Genomic DNA, 16836 nt, shown 5'->3' on the forward strand with positions numbered 1-16836 from the left:
GCATTCTGTTAATTGCAGAGGACTTATGAACACCACCAAGTTGGCAAATCCTGGCCCGTTAGGCCTGATGGGTTTTGGGATGACAACCGTCTTGCTCAACCTACACAATGCAGGTTTCTTCCCCCTGACCTCTGTTATTTTGAGTATGGGGATTTTTTACGGCGGTCTGGCACAAATTCTGGCGGGTATGCTGGAATATAAGAAGGGTAATACTTTCGCGGCCACTGCATTTACCTCCTATGGCGCATTTTGGCTGAGCCTGGTCGGTTTGCTGATGTTACCTAAGATGGGTATGGCTGACGCAACTGATGCACAATTCCTCGGCGTTTATTTAGGTTTATGGGGCATCTTCACACTGTTTATGTTCTTCGGGACTTTGCCCGCTAACCGTGCTTTGCAGTTTGTTTTCGGTAGCCTGACGCTGCTGTTTGCGCTGCTGGCCGTCGGTAACTTCACCGGCAACCATTCACTGCTGGTGTTCGCCGGTTTCGAAGGCATCATTTGTGGTGCAAGTGCAATTTACCTGGCAATGGCAGAAGTATTGAACGAACAATATGGCCGTACCGTATTGCCTATTGGTGAACCAAGCCCAACTTTACAAGCGCAACATGTAGTTTAATTAGGAAATTTAGATTTAAAGCCCCCTGGAGCATTCATGTTTCAGGGGCTTTTTTATGTTTACTTATTACGTCTAAAAAAATGGATTACTTGATTAAAATTAGCATTACAAAATAATTAAATAGAAGAATTAAAATAAATAGAGTAAAGAAAAAACAAATCATATAACATCAAGATGAGGTAAGTAACATGAAACATTCAAGTTAATAGACTTAAGGGCTAGCCTATGAGAATAGTCACAAAACTATTGATAAACGCTATATTAATAATATCAGAATCAGTCTATTCAAGTGAGGGGAAAGTCTGTTTTTATGAGCTAGCAGATTTTAGTGGGGAATCATTTTGCTCAGCAGAGAATGAATCAATGTCTGCTTATAATGATGCATTCAATAATAAAATAGAATCAATTTCGGTCCCGCTGGGCATGATTGTAACCCTTTATGATGATATTGATCTTTCGGGTAAAAAAATAACATTAAAGAATGATATTAATCTACGGCAACTAAAATCATCAGGGTTTTATAAAAGAATAAAATCATATCAAATAGCACCGGCAATCTGTTTTTATACAGAAGATCAGTTTCAGGGTGACACTACTTGTTTAGCATCCAATCAACAAATAGATTTTTATCACGATACAGAAAACATCCTTGAGTCGGACAGAGAAGTACTACCTATTCATAATGATAGTATTCAATCCATAACCATACCCCAAGGAATGATAGCAACAATCTACAAGAATGATAATTTCAATGCTCCTTTTTTTAAGTTAACAGAAAGCATTACTGATAATAGTTTAAAAGCACTGGAAATGAGTAATGCAATTACTAGCATCAAGGTAGCAGAAATAAAAGGCCTTAATTGTGATCAACAATGTGTCATTATAAATAGTTATACCATAAAAATCGCTAGTGTATTTAAAAAATACTGGAATGATGAACGTTTGAAGAATAAGCAAATTTTATTGGTTTTTAATACTATGAATTTAGGCGAAGGTGATAATTATGTTCTATCGCTATTTAACGGCGCCAACATTAACATTAATAATAGTAGAATTGAATTCTACAACAAAAAAATGAACACTAAGTTTTATTTTGAACATTATAAACGCAGCGACAACCTATCTTTCATTATACAAATGAAAAAAGATATTGTACAAGTACAATATATTCAAACATTGCGAAATAATTTAGTAAATATATCCCCAATAATTTTATTTGATTGGGATAATGGCATTAGTGCAACTCCAGAGATAGTAATAACCAACTACAATAAAGATAAACCTTTAGTTATCGCAAAAACCATACTTACCGCAGATACAGGAGATAAAGATTGGGAAAAAAGAGATTTAGTACAAACAAGTAAAATACTCTGTGCTTTTACTCCTTTTTTAAATATTTATAATTATATTGTTCGAGGTAAATGCCAACAATTGAATAGCATTGTATTCAGTGCAGATGATTTTTTTAACCATAATACAAAAGGAAAAACATTACATATTGCCGGAAACAGTCCCCCACTAAAACCAAAGTCCGCCAAAGAAGAAGAGTTACAGATGCCTGATGATGTCGATAACTACATGACATTAACTTATATGGATAACAGCCAACGTAGACAATCTCTCAGTCTCCCAGCGGTAGCCAAAGCCTGCATGGTTTCGTTCCACTCGTTACTTAACTCTCGTCCAATACGTCAAATAAGGCCCCATTGTATTGATTGGACATTGGAAATTATGACTGACTTTACCTTGTTGTTTGGTAATAGCTTAGCAACCTGGAATACTGCATTTTTTGGCCAAATAGTAGATTCAATAATAAGAACAGGAAGTACCGGCGTCACCGTCGAACATGCAGCAGTAGAAAATAGGTTCATCCATGCTATAACAGAAAAAATAACCGATAGAACCACTAATAATGCCTTTGCCGATATTAAAACCGCTTTTGATTATGCTCAGCTTAGTTATATATCTTACAGTTCTGTTTCTTCATCTAATGAATCACCATCACAGGTGGAGCTCTTACCATTAGGCATTTATGAGTTGTTATTAGAGACTTTCGTCTTTAGGCCGACGACTCCAATAATCATTTCACAAGGTGAACCCGTCGAGCAAACTGAATTGGAATTCGAAATAGAAGTGCTCCCAACACCAACCCCCGAGGAGGAGGAAAAACTTTCAGGTGTAGCAGTGAGTAATGCCCAAGCGATGCGGAAAAAGCTGAAAGAAACCATTACTCACTGGGAGCAGCAGTATGACCGAAGTTACCCCGACCTCGCTGCCAGTGCAGATGCAGCTACAGATGAAATGAATGATGCCCGCATAAAACTGCTTCGTGCAGGAAATATTGTGACGGGTATTATCAATCGAAGGCTCACTCTTCATCGCCCCAGTGAAATATATGTAATTGTTAAACTGCAGGGAAGAGTTATCGCGATAGTACTTGCTGACCGTTTTAATAACCTGGATGAAGTTGAACTGGTCGCATCTGCAACCCTGCCAGACTATGTCTTATTTCCCGGCCGAGAAGGAACCGTAAGAGGTGCTGGTACAGCGGCAGTCAGAGAACTGAGCCGATATTTACAACAACAGGGTGCTCGTACATTGTACTCTGAAGTCATTTCTCAACCTTCTGCTCGCGTCAAACAGAAGGTCGGCTTTAATTTTAAGAATGAATTTTAAACTATATGGGTCAAAAAATAGCCCATAAATTGTATGGGCTATTTTTGAAGATGAGATCTATTTACCCGCTCTCTTACTCAACCAAAACCTTCTTTGGCAGATGCACTTTCACATCGCTATTAATATCATTACGCAGATAAATCCCCAGCAACAATCCTACCAGCGATAACAACAGCATGTAATAGGCCGGGGCCATCGGTGTCATTTTCATTAATAGGGTCACCACAATCGGTGTCAGACCACCAAAAATGGCATAGGCCACATTGTAAGAGAAGGATATCCCGGTAAAACGGACCTCTGCTGGGAATGCACGGACCATCACATAAGGTACCGCACCGACAATGCCGACACAAAATCCAGCCATCATATAATGCGTAATGAGTTGAGTTGGATCAGTTAAATTAGTGTGGTAGAACGACCATGTCGATGCCGCCAACATCAGGCTGCCAACGATAAAGGTTTTACTGGCACCAAAGCGGTCAATGACCAGCCCGGCAATCACGCAGCCACACACCAGTGCGACAATCGCCAAACTATTGGCCTGCAATGCCAGCGCGGGCAGTACACCGAACTGCTTTTGTAAATACGTCGGGGTCATCAGGATAACCACCACGATCCCGGCAGAGAGCAACCAGGTCAACAGCATGGAAACAAACACTTCTTTCTTATGGTTAACCACGACAGATTTCAGTGGCAACTCATCAGCTAAAGTTTTACGTGCCTGCATCTCTTTAAAAATAGGTGTTTCTTGCAACCAACGGCGCAGATACATCGCGAACAGACCAAAAATCCCCCCCAGGAAGAATGGCACGCGCCAGCCACCGTCTAAGATGGCTTGATGACTTAAGGCGGTATTCATAGCAGTAGCCACCAGCGACCCCAGCAAGATCCCCGCAGTCAGGCCCGCCGTTAACGTACCGCAGGCAATCCCAATGCGCCGACGCGGTACATGTTCAGCCACGAAAACCCATGCTCCGGGGACTTCACCGCCAATTGCCGCACCTTGTAACACACGCATCAAGAGCAGCAGTAATGGGGCCGCGATACCAATCGAAGCATAAGTCGGCAACATACCGATCGCCAGTGTAGGTAAAGCCATTAACAGAATACTGAGAGTAAACATTTTCTTACGGCCAACCAGGTCGCCAAAATGCGCCATGATGATACCGCCCAGTGGGCGGGCCAGATAACCGGCCGCAAAAATACCGAATGTCTGCACCTGGCGCAGCCACTCAGGCATATCTACCGGGAAGAAAAGATCGCCGATAACCGCAGCAAAGAAGACGAAAATAATGAAGTCATAAAATTCCAAAGCGCCCCCTAATGCAGCCAGAGTGAGCGTTTTATAATCTTGCTTATTCAATCGACGGTTAGGATTATGCTCTTGAGCAACATGAGGTTGCGATAAGTCGACTTGAGATGAATTGTGTTCTTGAGACATATGACACCGTAATAAACCAGAGTTGGGGAAGAAAAATATTTTCAGCTTTTTGTAAAGTTAATAGGACTATACCGTACAAAATTCCCCACACGGTTAGAATGGTGCCTTATGTTGTAAAAAATTTTAATTTAGTTTTTTATATCGATAATGGCATTCTTCGGGCGAAAAGCCGCTACCACTTCAGCATTGGTCTCTATATAAGGCCCGTCCAGTAGTTGAATGCAATAAGGCACACTGGCAAAGATACCGGGGACGACCACTTTCGATTCAGCATCTTTAACCCCTTCAAGGGTTTCTTTGATAGATTTAGGTTGCCCCGGTAAGTTGATAATCAATGCTTGCTTACGGATAACCCCTACCTGACGGGATAAAATAGCAGTGGGAACGAAATGTAAGCTAATTTGGCGCATTTGTTCGCCAAAACCAGGCATCTGCCGATCCGCGATTGCCAGCGTGGCATCAGGGGTAACATCACGTCTTGCCGGGCCGGTACCGCCAGTGGTCAGCACCAAGTGGCAGCCCATTTCATCGACTAACTCACACAATGTCTGCTCAATCAGAGTTTGCTCATCGGGGATAAGGCGAGTTTCTATTTCAAAAGGGGTGGTTAACGCACTTGCCAGCCACTCTTCCAGCGCCGGAATGCCTTTATCTTGATATACCCCACTCGACGCCCGATCAGAGACGGAGACTAAACCTATACGTAATGTATTCATGCGACTACCTCGACGAAATGCCTGTTATCCAGGGCGAATAATAGCATATCCAACGTAATTAGCGTGGGGGTAGGCGCGCAAACCTGCCTGGTTAACGGGCAATAAAAAAGGCGGCTTACGCCACCTTTTATCTGACACACAACTCGAATTACAGCAGATCAGAGATCATTTTCTCAAGCTTGCCTTGGTCGATAGCAAACTTACGGATACCGTCAGCCAGTTTATCGATAGCCATTGGATCCTGATTATGCTGCCAGTAGAACTCAGCTTCAGTCAGTGGTGCAGGCTTCGCCTGAACGTCACCGGTATAAGCGAGTTTACGCTCGATCGGGCCTTCGCTTTCTGCCAGTTCTTTCAGCAGAGAAGGTGCGATAGTCAGGCGATCACAACCCGCCAGCTCAATGATTTCGCCCAGATTACGGAAGCTTGCGCCCATCACCACAGTGCTATAACCGTGTTTTTTGTAATACTGATAAATCTCGGTTACTGAAACGACACCTGGATCTTCGTGTGGCGCGAACTCTTTTTTGTCGCCATTGGCTTTGTACCAGTCAAGAATACGGCCAACAAACGGTGAAATCAGGAACACACCCGCTTCAGCACAAGCACGCGCCTGAGCGAAGGAGAACAGCAGAGTCAGGTTACAGTTAATGCCTTCTTTTTCCAGTTGTTCCGCAGCACGGATACCCTGCCAGGTCGAGGCCAGTTTGATCAGAATACGATCATTGCTGATGCCAGCTTCGTTATACAGTTTAATCAGGCGCTTGGCTTTTGCCACGCTGGCAACGGTGTCATAGGAAAGACGAGCATCAACTTCGGTAGAAATGCGCCCTGGGATCAGTTTCAGAATTTCCAAACCGATATTCACAGCCAATTTGTCAGTGGCATCAACAATCTGCTGAGCATGGTCACTGCTTTGCTCGCGTGCCCAAGCAATGGCTTCATCGATCAGTTTGCGATATTCAGGAATTTGAGCCGCATTCAGGATAAGTGATGGGTTAGTGGTTGCATCTTGCGGCTGGTACAGCTTCATTGCCGCGATATCCCCGGTATCTGCTACTACTGTGGTAATTTGACGTAGGGAAGTAAGTTTATCGGTCATGTTGTCGTTTCTCGTCGTTTGTGCATGAACTTTTGGCATGTCAAAACTGTTCATTTCCTAAAGAACGCATGTTCTCAAGAATCTGTTTTCTCAAGCTGCTTTCTGCTCTTTCGAAATGTTAGCCATTTCGCAATAGTGGCTATCTGGACGCACTGCCTTGTCTTGATAATAACATGCGTAAGCCTTGGTGCAAGGCAGTTAAACTGATTAAAAAAAGCGCAAAGACACGCTTTTTGCTTAGCAACCGTTTTCGCCGTGCAAAACAGCCAGAAACCGGTTGGTTAATAGCAATTTCGTCCATTCTTATCGTGCTGAGACGATTTAGCCAAGCTCTATCATCGCTGACAACCCTACAACGTCATGTCCGATGGGGATACCTATCTTAGCAATCGCCCAATCTTTTTTTTGCTGACGTGCGCTTTTTGCTACAGTGTCTCATCTGGATTAACAGGATATCGTTATGCTTATTATTATCTCTCCGGCTAAAACCCTTGATTATCAAAGTCCATTAGCGACCAAGAAGTTTACTCAGCCTGAAATGTTGGATAAGTCACAAGCGCTTATTGAGATTTGTCGTGAGCTGACGCCAGCCCAAATCAGCAGTCTGATGGGGATTAGCGACAAGCTGGCCGGTTTAAATGCTGCCCGCTTTAGCGACTGGCAGCCTGATTTTACCCCAGACAATGCACGTCAGGCGATTTTGGCTTTTAAAGGTGATGTCTATACCGGCATGCAAGCACAGAATTTCAGCGCCGCCGATTTTGATTTTGCGCAAAAGCATTTGCGTATGCTTTCTGGCTTGTACGGCCTGTTACGCCCGCTGGATTTAATGCAACCTTACCGCCTGGAGATGGGGATTAAGTTGGCTAATCCCCACGGCAAAGATCTCTATTCGTTCTGGGGTGACCAGATAACTGAAAAACTGAATCAGGCATTGACGCAGCAAGGTGATAATGTGCTGATTAATCTGGCTTCTGATGAATATTTTAAAGCTGTTAAACCGGCCAGCCTGGCAGGTTCACTGATTAAACCGGTATTTTTAGATGAGAAAAACGGTAAATACAAAATCATCAGTTTCTATGCCAAGAAAGCCCGTGGCCTGATGAGCCGCTTTATCATCCAGAATAAGTTAACCAAACCAGAACAACTGGTTGATTTCAATCTGGAAGGCTATGAGTTTGATACCGGGCTGTCGGCAAAAAATGAACTGGTGTTTAAGCGCGCTGAGCAGTTTTAACAACGTCAAGTAGAAAAAGCATTACCCTAAGTAATTGGTGTTGCAGCTAGGCAGCAAACGGGCACATCCCGAATCACTTACTCAAGTAAGTGATTCGGGTGAGTGAGAGCGGCTAACAACGCTGCAACACCAAGTAAGACGGGTAATTATTTTGGCAAAGCCATCAAGAAAGCCCGCAATTGCGCAAAATCGGCTGGTAAATCATGGGATAACAAAGGCAGTTGCGCCCGAACAGCCAGTGGTTTCGGCAACGGAAGTTCCTGGCCGAGGATCTCTTCCACGCTCTCTTTGAATTTCGCCGGATGAGCGGTACCGATGAACAACCCAAACTCGCCGTCCTGCAACTGATCACGCAAAACACGATACGCAATCGCCGCATGAGGTTCAGAGATATAACCCAGCTCCGCCAGCTCACGCATGGTCTCTTTGGTCACTTCATCACTCACCGCACCGTGGCCTAAATCCTTCAACTGCCAGATTTTACGGCGATATAACTCTTCAACACGTGGCCAGTTGTTCGGCTGGCTGACATCCATTGCATTCGAGAGTGTCGCAACAGTAGGTTTTGGCTGCCACTGGCCGTTAACCAAGAAGCGCGGCACTGTGTCGTTGGCGTTGGTGGCAGCAATAAAGCGCTTAACTGGCAAACCTAATGACTTCGCTAACAGCCCGGCGGTCAAATCACCAAAGTTACCACTGGGTACCGAGATAACCAGTTGATTACGTGCTTCTTGTGGCAACTGGGCTACCGCTTCAAAGTAATAGCAGATTTGTGCCAATAAGCGGCTGATGTTGATCGAGTTGGCGGAGTTAAGGCTCAGTTCCTGCTTCAGCTCTTCATCATCAAAGGCCTGTTTCACCAAGGCCTGGCAGGCATCAAAATCGCCCTCAATTGCCACGGTGTGGATATTGCCACCTAATGTACAGAACAGTTTTTCCTGCAATGGGCTGATTTTGCCACGTGGGTAGAGAATAACCACCCGCACGTTTTTCAGGCCATAGAATGCATGTGCTACCGCCGCCCCAGTGTCACCGGAAGTCGCCGTTAAGATTGTCACCGGCTGGTCACCCGCCACTTCAGCCAACATTTGCGCCATAAAACGCGCGCCGAAATCTTTAAACGCGAGTGTCGGGCCGTGGAACAGTTCCAGTGCGGCGATATCATTCTCAACCTGAGCCACGGGTGCTGGGAATTCAAATGCGGCCTGAACGCGTTTGGTTAAGGTTTCAGGGGCAATCTCACTGCCAATAAAAGCAGACAGAATACGGCTACTGCGGGTAACAAAATCCAGATCCAGCAGTTTATCAATTTCTGTCAGTTCAAATTCTGGCAATTCCAGTGGGAAGAACAACCCCTGATGCTTACCCAGGCCTTGTTTGATCGCTTGCGCGAAGCTGACCTGCTCGTTGTGATCTTTAAGGTTATACAGTTTCATGCGTTATCCCAGTAGTCGTGCGCCTGCGGTATCCAGACGGCAAATATGAACAAAACCTTCGTCGTTTTGCAGGTAATGATTTTGTAGCCATCCCGCCATGCGTTGTGCGGTTTCATGATCATTGCAGACAGCAAATAGCGTCGGGCCAGAGCCGGAAATACCACAAGCCAATGCACCAATATCATGGGCGGCTTGGCGGGCGGCAGCAAAGCCCGGCAACAGTTGGGTGCGGTAAGGTTCGGCGATAACATCTTTCATCATCTTAGCGGCCAAATCAGGTTGCTGAGTGTGACAAGCGTGAATGAATCCAGCCAAATTACGACCATGAGCGATACAATCCTGACGGCGATATTGCGCCGGTAAAATGGCGCGCGCTTCAGCGGTCGAGACCTTAATACCCGGATACGCCATGACCCACAGCCAATCATCAAAGCCGGGAACATTCTGGCTGATGTAACCTTCCTGTTCGAGGATCAACTGCATCCCACCCAGATAGCAAGGTGCAACATTATCATAATGCACACTGCCGGAAACACGCCCTTCCAACTCCCCCATCAGGCCGAGTAACGTGACTTTATCCAATGGCTTGCCACAGAACTCGTTCATCGCCATTAACCCGGCAACCACCGAACAAGCACTGGAACCTAGCCCAGAACCAATCGGCATATTCTTTTCCAGCACCATCGCCACCGGGATCTGTTTGCCCATTTCCTGACAAAAACGCTCCCAGCATTGATAAACAATATTCTCTTTCGGGTCATCAGGCAGTTTGCTGACAAAGCGGCCTTCATTGCGCAGACTGAAACGGTCTGCCGCCGTCACGCTGACACAATCGCCGAGTAAGGTGCCATCTAGCGGCGAAACCGCCGCACCCAACACATCAAATCCAACGCTGACATTGCCAATCGATGCCGGAGCATAGATCTTAACCATATTTAAACTCCCAACTTCCAGGATAATGTGCGTAAAAGATCGGCGAATACCCCGGCAGCAGTCACGTCATTACCCGCACCGTATCCGCGCAGCACCAACGGAATAGGCTGATAATAGTGGGTATAGAAAGCCAACGCATTCTCACCATTTTTAACTTTATACAGCGGGTCGTTACCGTCAACAGCATCCATTCTGACGATACAACGCCCTTCTTCGATAACCCCAACATAACGCAGCACTTTGCCCTGCTCCGCCGCATCTGCCACCAAACGGGTAAACTCGGCATCCAGTGACGGTAAACGCGCCAGGAAGCTATCTACATCACCAGAAGCATCAAAACTGGCTGGCAGAACAGATTCAACTTCAATATCCGTCAACTCAAGTTTGTAACCTGCTTCACGGGCCAAGATCAACAATTTACGCGCAACATCCATGCCAGAGAGGTCATCGCGTGGGTCAGGTTCAGTGTATCCCATCTCCCTGGCTTGCAAGGTTGCCTGTGACAATGTCATGCCTTCATCCAGCTTGCCGAAGATAAACGACAGCGACCCTGACAGAATGCCAGAAAAACGCATCAGTTCGTCACCAGCATTGAGCAGATTCTGTAAGTTTTCGATTACCGGTAAACCCGCACCCACGTTAGTGTCATACAGGAATTTGCGACAAGATTTCGCCGCCGCCGCACGCATCTGACGGTAGTAATTCATCGACGAGGTGTTGGCTTTCTTGTTTGGCGTCACAACATGGAAACCATCGGCCAGGAAATCAGCATATTGATCGGCAACAGCCTGACTGGAAGTACAATCGACAATCACCGGGTTGAGCAAGTGATACTCTTTTACCAACCGAATCAAGCGGCTTAAGTTAAATGGCTCCTTCACCTCAGCCAGTTCCTGACGCCAGTTATCCAACGCAATGCCATGGACATTGGTCAGCATGGCTTTGGAATTAGCAATACCACACACCCGCAGATCGATATGGCGCTGTTTCAACCACGGCTGCTGGCGATAGATTTGTTCGATTAATGCCCCACCGACACCGCCAACACCTATTACAAACACTTCAATCACTTGGTCAGTGTTAAACAGCATTTGATGGCAGACACGCACACCGGTGGTAACCGCATCATTACTCACCACCACCGAAATAGAGCGCTCAGACGAGCCTTGCGCAATCGCAATGATATTAATATTGGCACGCGCCAACGCCGAGAAGAAGCGAGCGGAGATGCCACGCAATGTGCGCATACCATCACCCACCACGGAGATAATCGCCAGATGCTCCATCACATCCAGAGGTTCCAAGAGGCCATCTTTCAATTCCAGATAGAACTCGTCTTCCAATGCTCTACGGGCACGCTCTAGCTCCCCCTGCGGCACACAGAAGCTAATGCTGTATTCAGAAGAAGACTGGGTGATAAGTACCACTGAAATGCCACTGCGTGACATCACCGCAAAGACACGGGCAGCCATACCGACCATGCCTTTCATCCCCGGACCTGAGACGTTAATCATCGCCATGTTATTCAGGTTGGTGATACCTTTGACTGGGAAGCCATCATCACTGCTTTCCCCGCCAATTAGGGTGCCAGGTGCCTGTGGATTAGAGGTGTTTTTAATCAGGCAAGGGATCTGGAACTGGGCAATGGGGGCGATAGTGCGGGGGTGAAGAACTGAAGCGCCAAAATAGGACAGCTCCATCGCCTCTTGGTATGACATCGATTTCAGTAAACGGGCATCGGGTACAGTACGCGGGTCACAGGTATAAACCCCATCAACATCCGTCCAGATCTCACAACAATCAGCGCGTAAACAAGCAGCCAGCACCGCGGCTGAATAGTCGGAGCCATTACGCCCCAGCACCACTAACTCACCTTTGTCGTTACCGGCCGTGAAACCTGCCATCAAGATGATGTGGTTGGCCGGAATGCTGCTGGACCCGATACGGCGGGTAGATTCCGTGATATCAACAGTGGATTCGAGGTAATGGCCTTGAGCCAGCAACTTCTCGACCGGATTAATCACAGTAACTGGATAACCTTTGGCCTGAAATAGCGCCTCCATGATGGCAATGGAGAGTTTTTCGCCACGGCAAATGATTGACGCATTGATGCTATCCGGGCACTGGCCAAGCAATGAGATACCATGCAGGACATGTTTGAGTTGCGCAAACTCATGCGCCACCAGCGCTTTCAAGCGTTCATAGTCAAACCCGGGTTGAGTGTCGGCCAACCCACGCAACAGCTCGGAAAAAATCCGCTCCGCATCGCTGATATTCGGCGAGATATCTTGCCCTGCGTCCATTTTGTCGATCATCGCAACCAGATGATTGGTAATTTTAGCGGGAGCGGATAACACGGTAGCCACTTGTCCCTGACGTGCATTACTTTCGATGATATCGGCAACACGCATAAAGCGTTCTGCATTTGCTACTGATGTCCCGCCAAATTTCAACACTCGCATTTCTGATTCTCTCCCGCTTTCGCGCTTTTTTATCGCAAACTTTTTTTGCAAAGATTTGATTGAAAAAAAAAGCCCGCACTGTCTAGGTGCGGGCTTTTTTCTGTTGTTTCCTGTACGCGTCAGCCCGCCCCGTAACCAGTGGTTTCGGTGGTGGTAATAATTGTTGTGTTCAGGCTGATATATCGCATGTCGTCTGTCTGTCTCATAAATGAAGCTGTCCCTCTATTGGTTAAAGCAATCGCCCCCTCAAGTCAAATTTTTTCATCCAATTTCCTGAAGAAACGCCCCCACCCACAATGGGGAATCAACTAATTCAATAGGGGTAATCAGCAGATAAAAATAAAAAATCCCGCGATAAACCAGATAATAAATCTGTAATATTAATTTTAATCACTACTATCCACTGTAAGATTTTTTTTCGACTAAATGACAGAAAACACGCCAACGAACAATTGATAGGATCGCGATAGCAAAATCCAATTGAAGCCATAAAATGGCAAATTAATCATCATTGATTTGCATAAGTGACTTAAAAAACAACAAATATGAAAAGTTTCCTCTATTACTTTACATTTAACTAACATTGACGATAATTCTTCTTATGCTTTTAGGCGAAATAGGACGCTGACAAGAAAAATCCCTTGATGGCTGTAATGCTGAAAGAATATTGATTTTAAACAATAAAAATCAATAGATTAGAAAAATCATTTTTTTGTTACGTTTGACATTCAATTTTTAATATTAATAACACTGAATCGATCACATAATTTAACCAACTCGCGCATAAGCTGGTATTCTTGTAAGTCTTTTTCACAAAAGTGTTAACGTGCTACAATTGAATTTGATATATGTCAACAAAGCGTAGTTTTGTTGGGTGGTAGATTCGGCTCACACTGTTATATTGCTGTTAATAGGGTTAGGATATGCGCCGCTTTTGTCACCTTTGGGGCTGTAGGGAGTAACACCCCGACCAAGCTAGTGATGTTGTTGACCTTGATGGAAAGTGCATCAAGAACGCGTTTACGTACTTTAGTCATGTGATGAACGGGATGACGAGTAACAAGTCAATAAAAATCCTAATATAACAAAGACTTCTGTACTTCCTATTTCTATTTTGTTGGCAATTTTAGGTAGCAAACATGCAGACCCCGCACATTCTGATCGTAGAAGACGAGATAGTTACTCGTAACACCCTGAAGAGCATTTTCGAGGCGGAAGGCTATGTAGTTCATGAGGCCAATGATGGCGCAGAAATGCACCACATTCTGTCTGAGAATGATATCAACTTAGTTATCATGGACATCAATCTGCCGGGCAAGAATGGCCTGTTGCTAGCACGAGAACTTCGTGAACAAGCAAGTGTTGCCCTAATGTTCCTGACAGGTCGTGATAACGAAGTAGATAAGATCCTTGGCTTGGAAATTGGCGCTGATGATTACATCACCAAACCTTTCAATCCGCGCGAATTAACCATTCGGGCACGTAACTTACTGTCACGTACCATGAATTTGGGTAGCGTGGGTGAAGAGCGCCGCTTGGTTGAAAGTTACAAATTTAATGGCTGGGAGCTGGATATCAATAGCCGCTCACTGATAAGCCCTGCTGGCGAGCATTATAAGCTGCCACGTAGTGAGTTCCGCGCCATGCTGCACTTCTGTGAAAACCCAGGCAAGATTCAATCTCGTGGCGAATTGTTGAAGAAAATGACCGGCCGTGAGCTGAAGCCTCATGACCGTACTGTTGACGTGACTATCCGCCGCATTCGTAAACATTTTGAATCCACGCCGGACACACCAGAAATCATCGCCACTATCCATGGTGAAGGTTACCGTTTCTGTGGTGACCTTGAAGAGTAAACCTCTGGCTGCTATCCACAGTAAAAAGCCAGCATTCTATGCTGGCTTTTTTATATCTATCCAATTTTTACCACGGCATAATCGGAACGGCACTGATCGCATTTTTCGGCGAGCCGTCGACAACGCGATCGGAATAGGTCAGATAGATTAAGGCATTACGCTTTTGATCATAGAAACGCACTACCTGTAACTTTTTAAACACCAAAGAAGTCCGTTTCTGGAAAACCACTGTACCTTCAGATTTTTTATTCTTAATTTTGTCACTCAGCTCAATCGGCCCCACTTGCTGACAGGAAATTGCTGCATCAGACGTATCCTCTGCCAACCCCAATCCACCTTTGATGCCCCCGGTTTTAGCGCGGCTGATATAACAAGTTACATTTTTAACATCGGGGTCGTCGAAGGCCTCAACCACTATTTTATGATCTGGCCCGAGCAGTTTAAAGACTGTATCGACGGAGCCAATTTCCTCTGCATGAGCAGTTATGGCCCCAAATGAAAGCAGACAACCAAGGAATATCCAATTCTTTTTCATACACTTACTCCATTCCGCTGAATAACGTTACTCAGCGTTAACTATTTGTACTAAAAATAAAATATTCGTTAAAAAGACATTTTATAAATCTTAGGTTCTTTTTTAACACACTATGCCACAAAATTCTTAAGCAGTCGGGAACATAAAAAGTTGCTACTATTCGCCAGAGCTATTCTTTTCATATGACTAACACCCTAAATTTAGGCCGCTTTACGAGGAAGATCTATGGATCAAGCCAGTATCATTCGTGATTTGCTTAGCTGGCTAGAAAGTCATTTAGACCAGCCTTTAGCACTGGACAATGTTGCTGCCAAAGCCGGCTATTCTAAATGGCATTTGCAGCGAATGTTCAAGGATGTCACCGGGAATGCTATCGGTGCCTATATCCGTGCCAGAAGGTTATCTAAAGCCGCTGTAGCGTTACGATTAACCAGCCGTCCTATTCTGGACATTGCCCTACAATATCGCTTTGATTCGCAGCAAACCTTTACCCGGGCATTTAAAAAGCAGTTTGCACAAACACCGGCGCTGTACCGACGGGCAGAAGATTGGCACTCGGCTGGGATTTGCCCACCGATTCGGCTAGGGGAATATACGCTACCTCAACCTGAATTCATCACTTTGCCTGAACAGCACCTGATTGGTCTGACACAAAGCTACTCTTGTACGCTTGAACAGATATCAACTTATCGTACTGAACTACGCTCGCATTTTTGGCAACAATATCTCGGTGATGCCGATCACTTGCCGCCAGTGCTCTATGGTTTACATCACTCCCGCCCTAATCAGGAGAAAGATGATGAGCAGGAGATTTTCTATACCACCGCCATTGAGCCACAACATGTTCCGGGCAATGTGCCGGAAGGGCAACCGGTTATCTTGCAAGGTGGCGAATACGTGCAGTTCAGCTATGAGGGGCCGCTGGAGGGATTGCAAAACTTCATTCTGACACTCTATGGCACCAGTCTGCCGCAATTAGGGCTAACCCGCCGGCGAGGGTACGATATAGAGCGCTTCTTCCCGCAGGGGAGGCCGAAAGATCAGCCTCCAACCTCGTTGAAATGTGAATATCTCATTCCTATCCGTCGTTAACGCTGTAGCTCATCAAGTGCTGGCATATCCAAGTGAGCGGTATCGCCAGCACTTTCAATGACCCAGCCAGAGGCCAGCCAAGGGCTTTCTTGATAATCAACCCGAGATAACGAACAGTTGCGCAAACGTAGACGCCGTTCGGCATGCGCGGGCAGACCCAGTAATGTACTCAACAAACATCCCAGCGCCATACCATGGCTAACTAACAGCGGCTTGCTGCCAGCAGGTAACTTCAGACAGCTATCCAGCGCTGCATGCATACGGCTACCCAGTTCAGTCATCGACTCACCTTCAGGAATACGCCCGCCCTCGGTACCATTAACCATCTGCTTACGCCACTGCTCTTCTTCCACCGATAAGCTTTCAATGGGGCGCGCCTCCAACACGCCCATATTCAGCTCACGCAGGCGTGAGTCTGTCTCCATGGTTAGGCCGCAAGCATCAGCAATAATTTTAGCTGTCTGCTGTGTGCGGCCAAGGTCGCTGGTAATAATATGGGTGATGCCCTGGCTACTAACCCGTTGCGCAACCAAGTTGGCCTGACGGATACCGATGTCGGTCAGAGGACTGTCTGATTGGCCCTGAATGCGGCGTGAGGCGTTCCAGAGGGTTTCACCATGACGCACGAGATATACCTGTAACATGTCGTTTTTCCGTTATACTGCGTAAAATAGGCACAAAAACCATTACTTTAGATAAACCCAAAGACGTTGGCGTGGCAGATAGACAGC

Annotated in this window: 14 protein-coding genes and 1 other annotated feature; of the genes, 5 read left to right on the forward strand and 9 right to left on the reverse strand. The window is 45.8% G+C overall.

Features of this window, described 5'->3' with window-relative positions; translation table 11 throughout:
* Window positions 1-25 precede the first annotated feature (25 nt).
* Together satP and V1955_RS18800 are read left to right on the forward strand one after the other, a co-directional pair.
* Window positions 26-619, forward strand: a complete 594-nt coding sequence (gene satP / locus V1955_RS18795) for an acetate uptake transporter (RefSeq protein WP_083160623.1) — start codon at window positions 26-28, stop codon at window positions 617-619.
* A 225-nt stretch (window positions 620-844) separates the two neighbouring features.
* Window positions 845-3295 carry a peptidase inhibitor family I36 protein gene (locus V1955_RS18800; protein WP_372568653.1) on the forward strand — a complete coding sequence of 817 codons (2451 nt, stop codon included), beginning with the start codon at window positions 845-847 and terminating at the stop codon, window positions 3293-3295.
* Between the two features lie 73 nt (window positions 3296-3368).
* On the opposite strand, the gene V1955_RS18805 is transcribed toward V1955_RS18800, so the two are convergent.
* From V1955_RS18805 to tal, 3 genes are all read right to left on the reverse strand, one after another.
* The gene (locus tag V1955_RS18805) at window positions 3369-4736 is read right to left on the reverse strand and encodes an MFS transporter (protein WP_083160627.1); all 1368 of its coding nucleotides are present in this window, start codon (window positions 4734-4736) and stop codon (window positions 3369-3371) included.
* A gap of 128 nt (window positions 4737-4864) precedes the next feature.
* Window positions 4865-5452 carry a molybdopterin adenylyltransferase gene (mog, locus tag V1955_RS18810; protein WP_083160629.1) on the reverse strand — a complete coding sequence of 196 codons (588 nt, stop codon included), beginning with the start codon at window positions 5450-5452 and terminating at the stop codon, window positions 4865-4867.
* A 148-nt stretch (window positions 5453-5600) separates the two neighbouring features.
* Window positions 5601-6554 (reverse strand): transaldolase, encoded by a 954-nt coding sequence (tal, locus tag V1955_RS18815; RefSeq protein ID WP_083160631.1) that lies wholly within the window; start codon window positions 6552-6554, stop codon window positions 5601-5603.
* A 460-nt stretch (window positions 6555-7014) separates the two neighbouring features.
* On the opposite strand from tal, the gene yaaA reads away from it, so the two are divergent.
* Window positions 7015-7791, forward strand: coding sequence for a peroxide stress protein YaaA (gene yaaA, locus V1955_RS18820; protein WP_372568652.1), 777 nt, complete (start codon window positions 7015-7017; stop codon window positions 7789-7791).
* A 146-nt stretch (window positions 7792-7937) separates the two neighbouring features.
* Here the strand turns inward: yaaA and thrC are convergent, their stop codons facing one another.
* From thrC to thrL, 4 genes are all read right to left on the reverse strand, one after another.
* Window positions 7938-9227: a threonine synthase gene (thrC, locus tag V1955_RS18825; RefSeq protein ID WP_083160635.1), complete on the reverse strand. Its 1290-nt coding sequence runs from the start codon at window positions 9225-9227 to the stop codon at window positions 7938-7940.
* Window positions 9228-9230: 3 nt separating this feature from the next.
* Window positions 9231-10160, reverse strand: a complete 930-nt coding sequence (gene thrB, locus V1955_RS18830; RefSeq protein WP_372557966.1) for a homoserine kinase — start codon at window positions 10158-10160, stop codon at window positions 9231-9233.
* 2 nt (window positions 10161-10162) lie between these two features.
* On the reverse strand, window positions 10163-12622 hold the full coding sequence (gene thrA, locus V1955_RS18835; protein ID WP_442821271.1) for a bifunctional aspartate kinase/homoserine dehydrogenase I: 2460 nt from the start codon (window positions 12620-12622) through the stop codon (window positions 10163-10165).
* A gap of 62 nt (window positions 12623-12684) precedes the next feature.
* Window positions 12685-12803: a sequence feature (Thr leader region), on the reverse strand.
* Window positions 12742-12828, reverse strand: coding sequence for a thr operon leader peptide (gene thrL / locus V1955_RS18840; protein WP_071598596.1), 87 nt, complete (start codon window positions 12826-12828; stop codon window positions 12742-12744). Its footprint overlaps the feature before it by 62 nt.
* A gap of 933 nt (window positions 12829-13761) precedes the next feature.
* On the opposite strand from thrL, the gene arcA reads away from it, so the two are divergent.
* Window positions 13762-14478, forward strand: a complete 717-nt coding sequence (gene arcA, locus V1955_RS18845) for a two-component system response regulator ArcA (RefSeq protein WP_004706052.1) — start codon at window positions 13762-13764, stop codon at window positions 14476-14478.
* Between the two features lie 67 nt (window positions 14479-14545).
* On the opposite strand, the gene creA is transcribed toward arcA, so the two are convergent.
* Window positions 14546-15013, reverse strand: a complete 468-nt coding sequence (gene creA / locus V1955_RS18850; RefSeq protein ID WP_083160643.1) for a protein CreA — start codon at window positions 15011-15013, stop codon at window positions 14546-14548.
* A gap of 225 nt (window positions 15014-15238) precedes the next feature.
* On the opposite strand from creA, the gene robA reads away from it, so the two are divergent.
* Complete coding sequence (gene robA, locus V1955_RS18855) at window positions 15239-16105, forward strand: MDR efflux pump AcrAB transcriptional activator RobA (RefSeq protein WP_083160645.1); 867 nt, start codon at window positions 15239-15241, stop codon at window positions 16103-16105.
* On the opposite strand, the gene gpmB is transcribed toward robA, so the two are convergent.
* A complete protein-coding gene (gpmB, locus tag V1955_RS18860) occupies window positions 16102-16749 on the reverse strand; it encodes a 2,3-diphosphoglycerate-dependent phosphoglycerate mutase GpmB (protein ID WP_442821272.1) in 648 nt (215 codons plus the stop codon). The genes robA and gpmB overlap by 4 nt on opposite strands.
* Window positions 16750-16836 lie beyond the last annotated feature (87 nt).

This window comes from Yersinia sp. 2545 StPb PI (assembly GCF_052217125.1).
Lineage (GTDB): Bacteria > Pseudomonadota > Gammaproteobacteria > Enterobacterales > Enterobacteriaceae > Yersinia > Yersinia enterocolitica_E.

Coding starts and splice junctions, on each gene's coding strand:
- satP (WP_083160623.1), top strand. CDS start 26: ATGAACACCACCAAGTTGGCAAATCCTGGCCCGTTAGGCCTGATGGGT.
- V1955_RS18800 (WP_372568653.1), top strand. CDS start 845: ATGAGAATAGTCACAAAACTATTGATAAACGCTATATTAATAATATCA.
- V1955_RS18805 (WP_083160627.1), bottom strand. CDS start 4,736: ATGTCTCAAGAACACAATTCATCTCAAGTCGACTTATCGCAACCTCAT.
- mog (WP_083160629.1), bottom strand. CDS start 5,452: ATGAATACATTACGTATAGGTTTAGTCTCCGTCTCTGATCGGGCGTCG.
- tal (WP_083160631.1), bottom strand. CDS start 6,554: ATGACCGATAAACTTACTTCCCTACGTCAAATTACCACAGTAGTAGCA.
- yaaA (WP_372568652.1), top strand. CDS start 7,015: ATGCTTATTATTATCTCTCCGGCTAAAACCCTTGATTATCAAAGTCCA.
- thrC (WP_083160635.1), bottom strand. CDS start 9,227: ATGAAACTGTATAACCTTAAAGATCACAACGAGCAGGTCAGCTTCGCG.
- thrB (WP_372557966.1), bottom strand. CDS start 10,160: ATGGTTAAGATCTATGCTCCGGCATCGATTGGCAATGTCAGCGTTGGA.
- thrA (WP_442821271.1), bottom strand. CDS start 12,622: ATGCGAGTGTTGAAATTTGGCGGGACATCAGTAGCAAATGCAGAACGC.
- thrL (WP_071598596.1), bottom strand. CDS start 12,828: ATGAGACAGACAGACGACATGCGATATATCAGCCTGAACACAACAATT.
- arcA (WP_004706052.1), top strand. CDS start 13,762: ATGCAGACCCCGCACATTCTGATCGTAGAAGACGAGATAGTTACTCGT.
- creA (WP_083160643.1), bottom strand. CDS start 15,013: ATGAAAAAGAATTGGATATTCCTTGGTTGTCTGCTTTCATTTGGGGCC.
- robA (WP_083160645.1), top strand. CDS start 15,239: ATGGATCAAGCCAGTATCATTCGTGATTTGCTTAGCTGGCTAGAAAGT.
- gpmB (WP_442821272.1), bottom strand. CDS start 16,749: ATGTTACAGGTATATCTCGTGCGTCATGGTGAAACCCTCTGGAACGCC.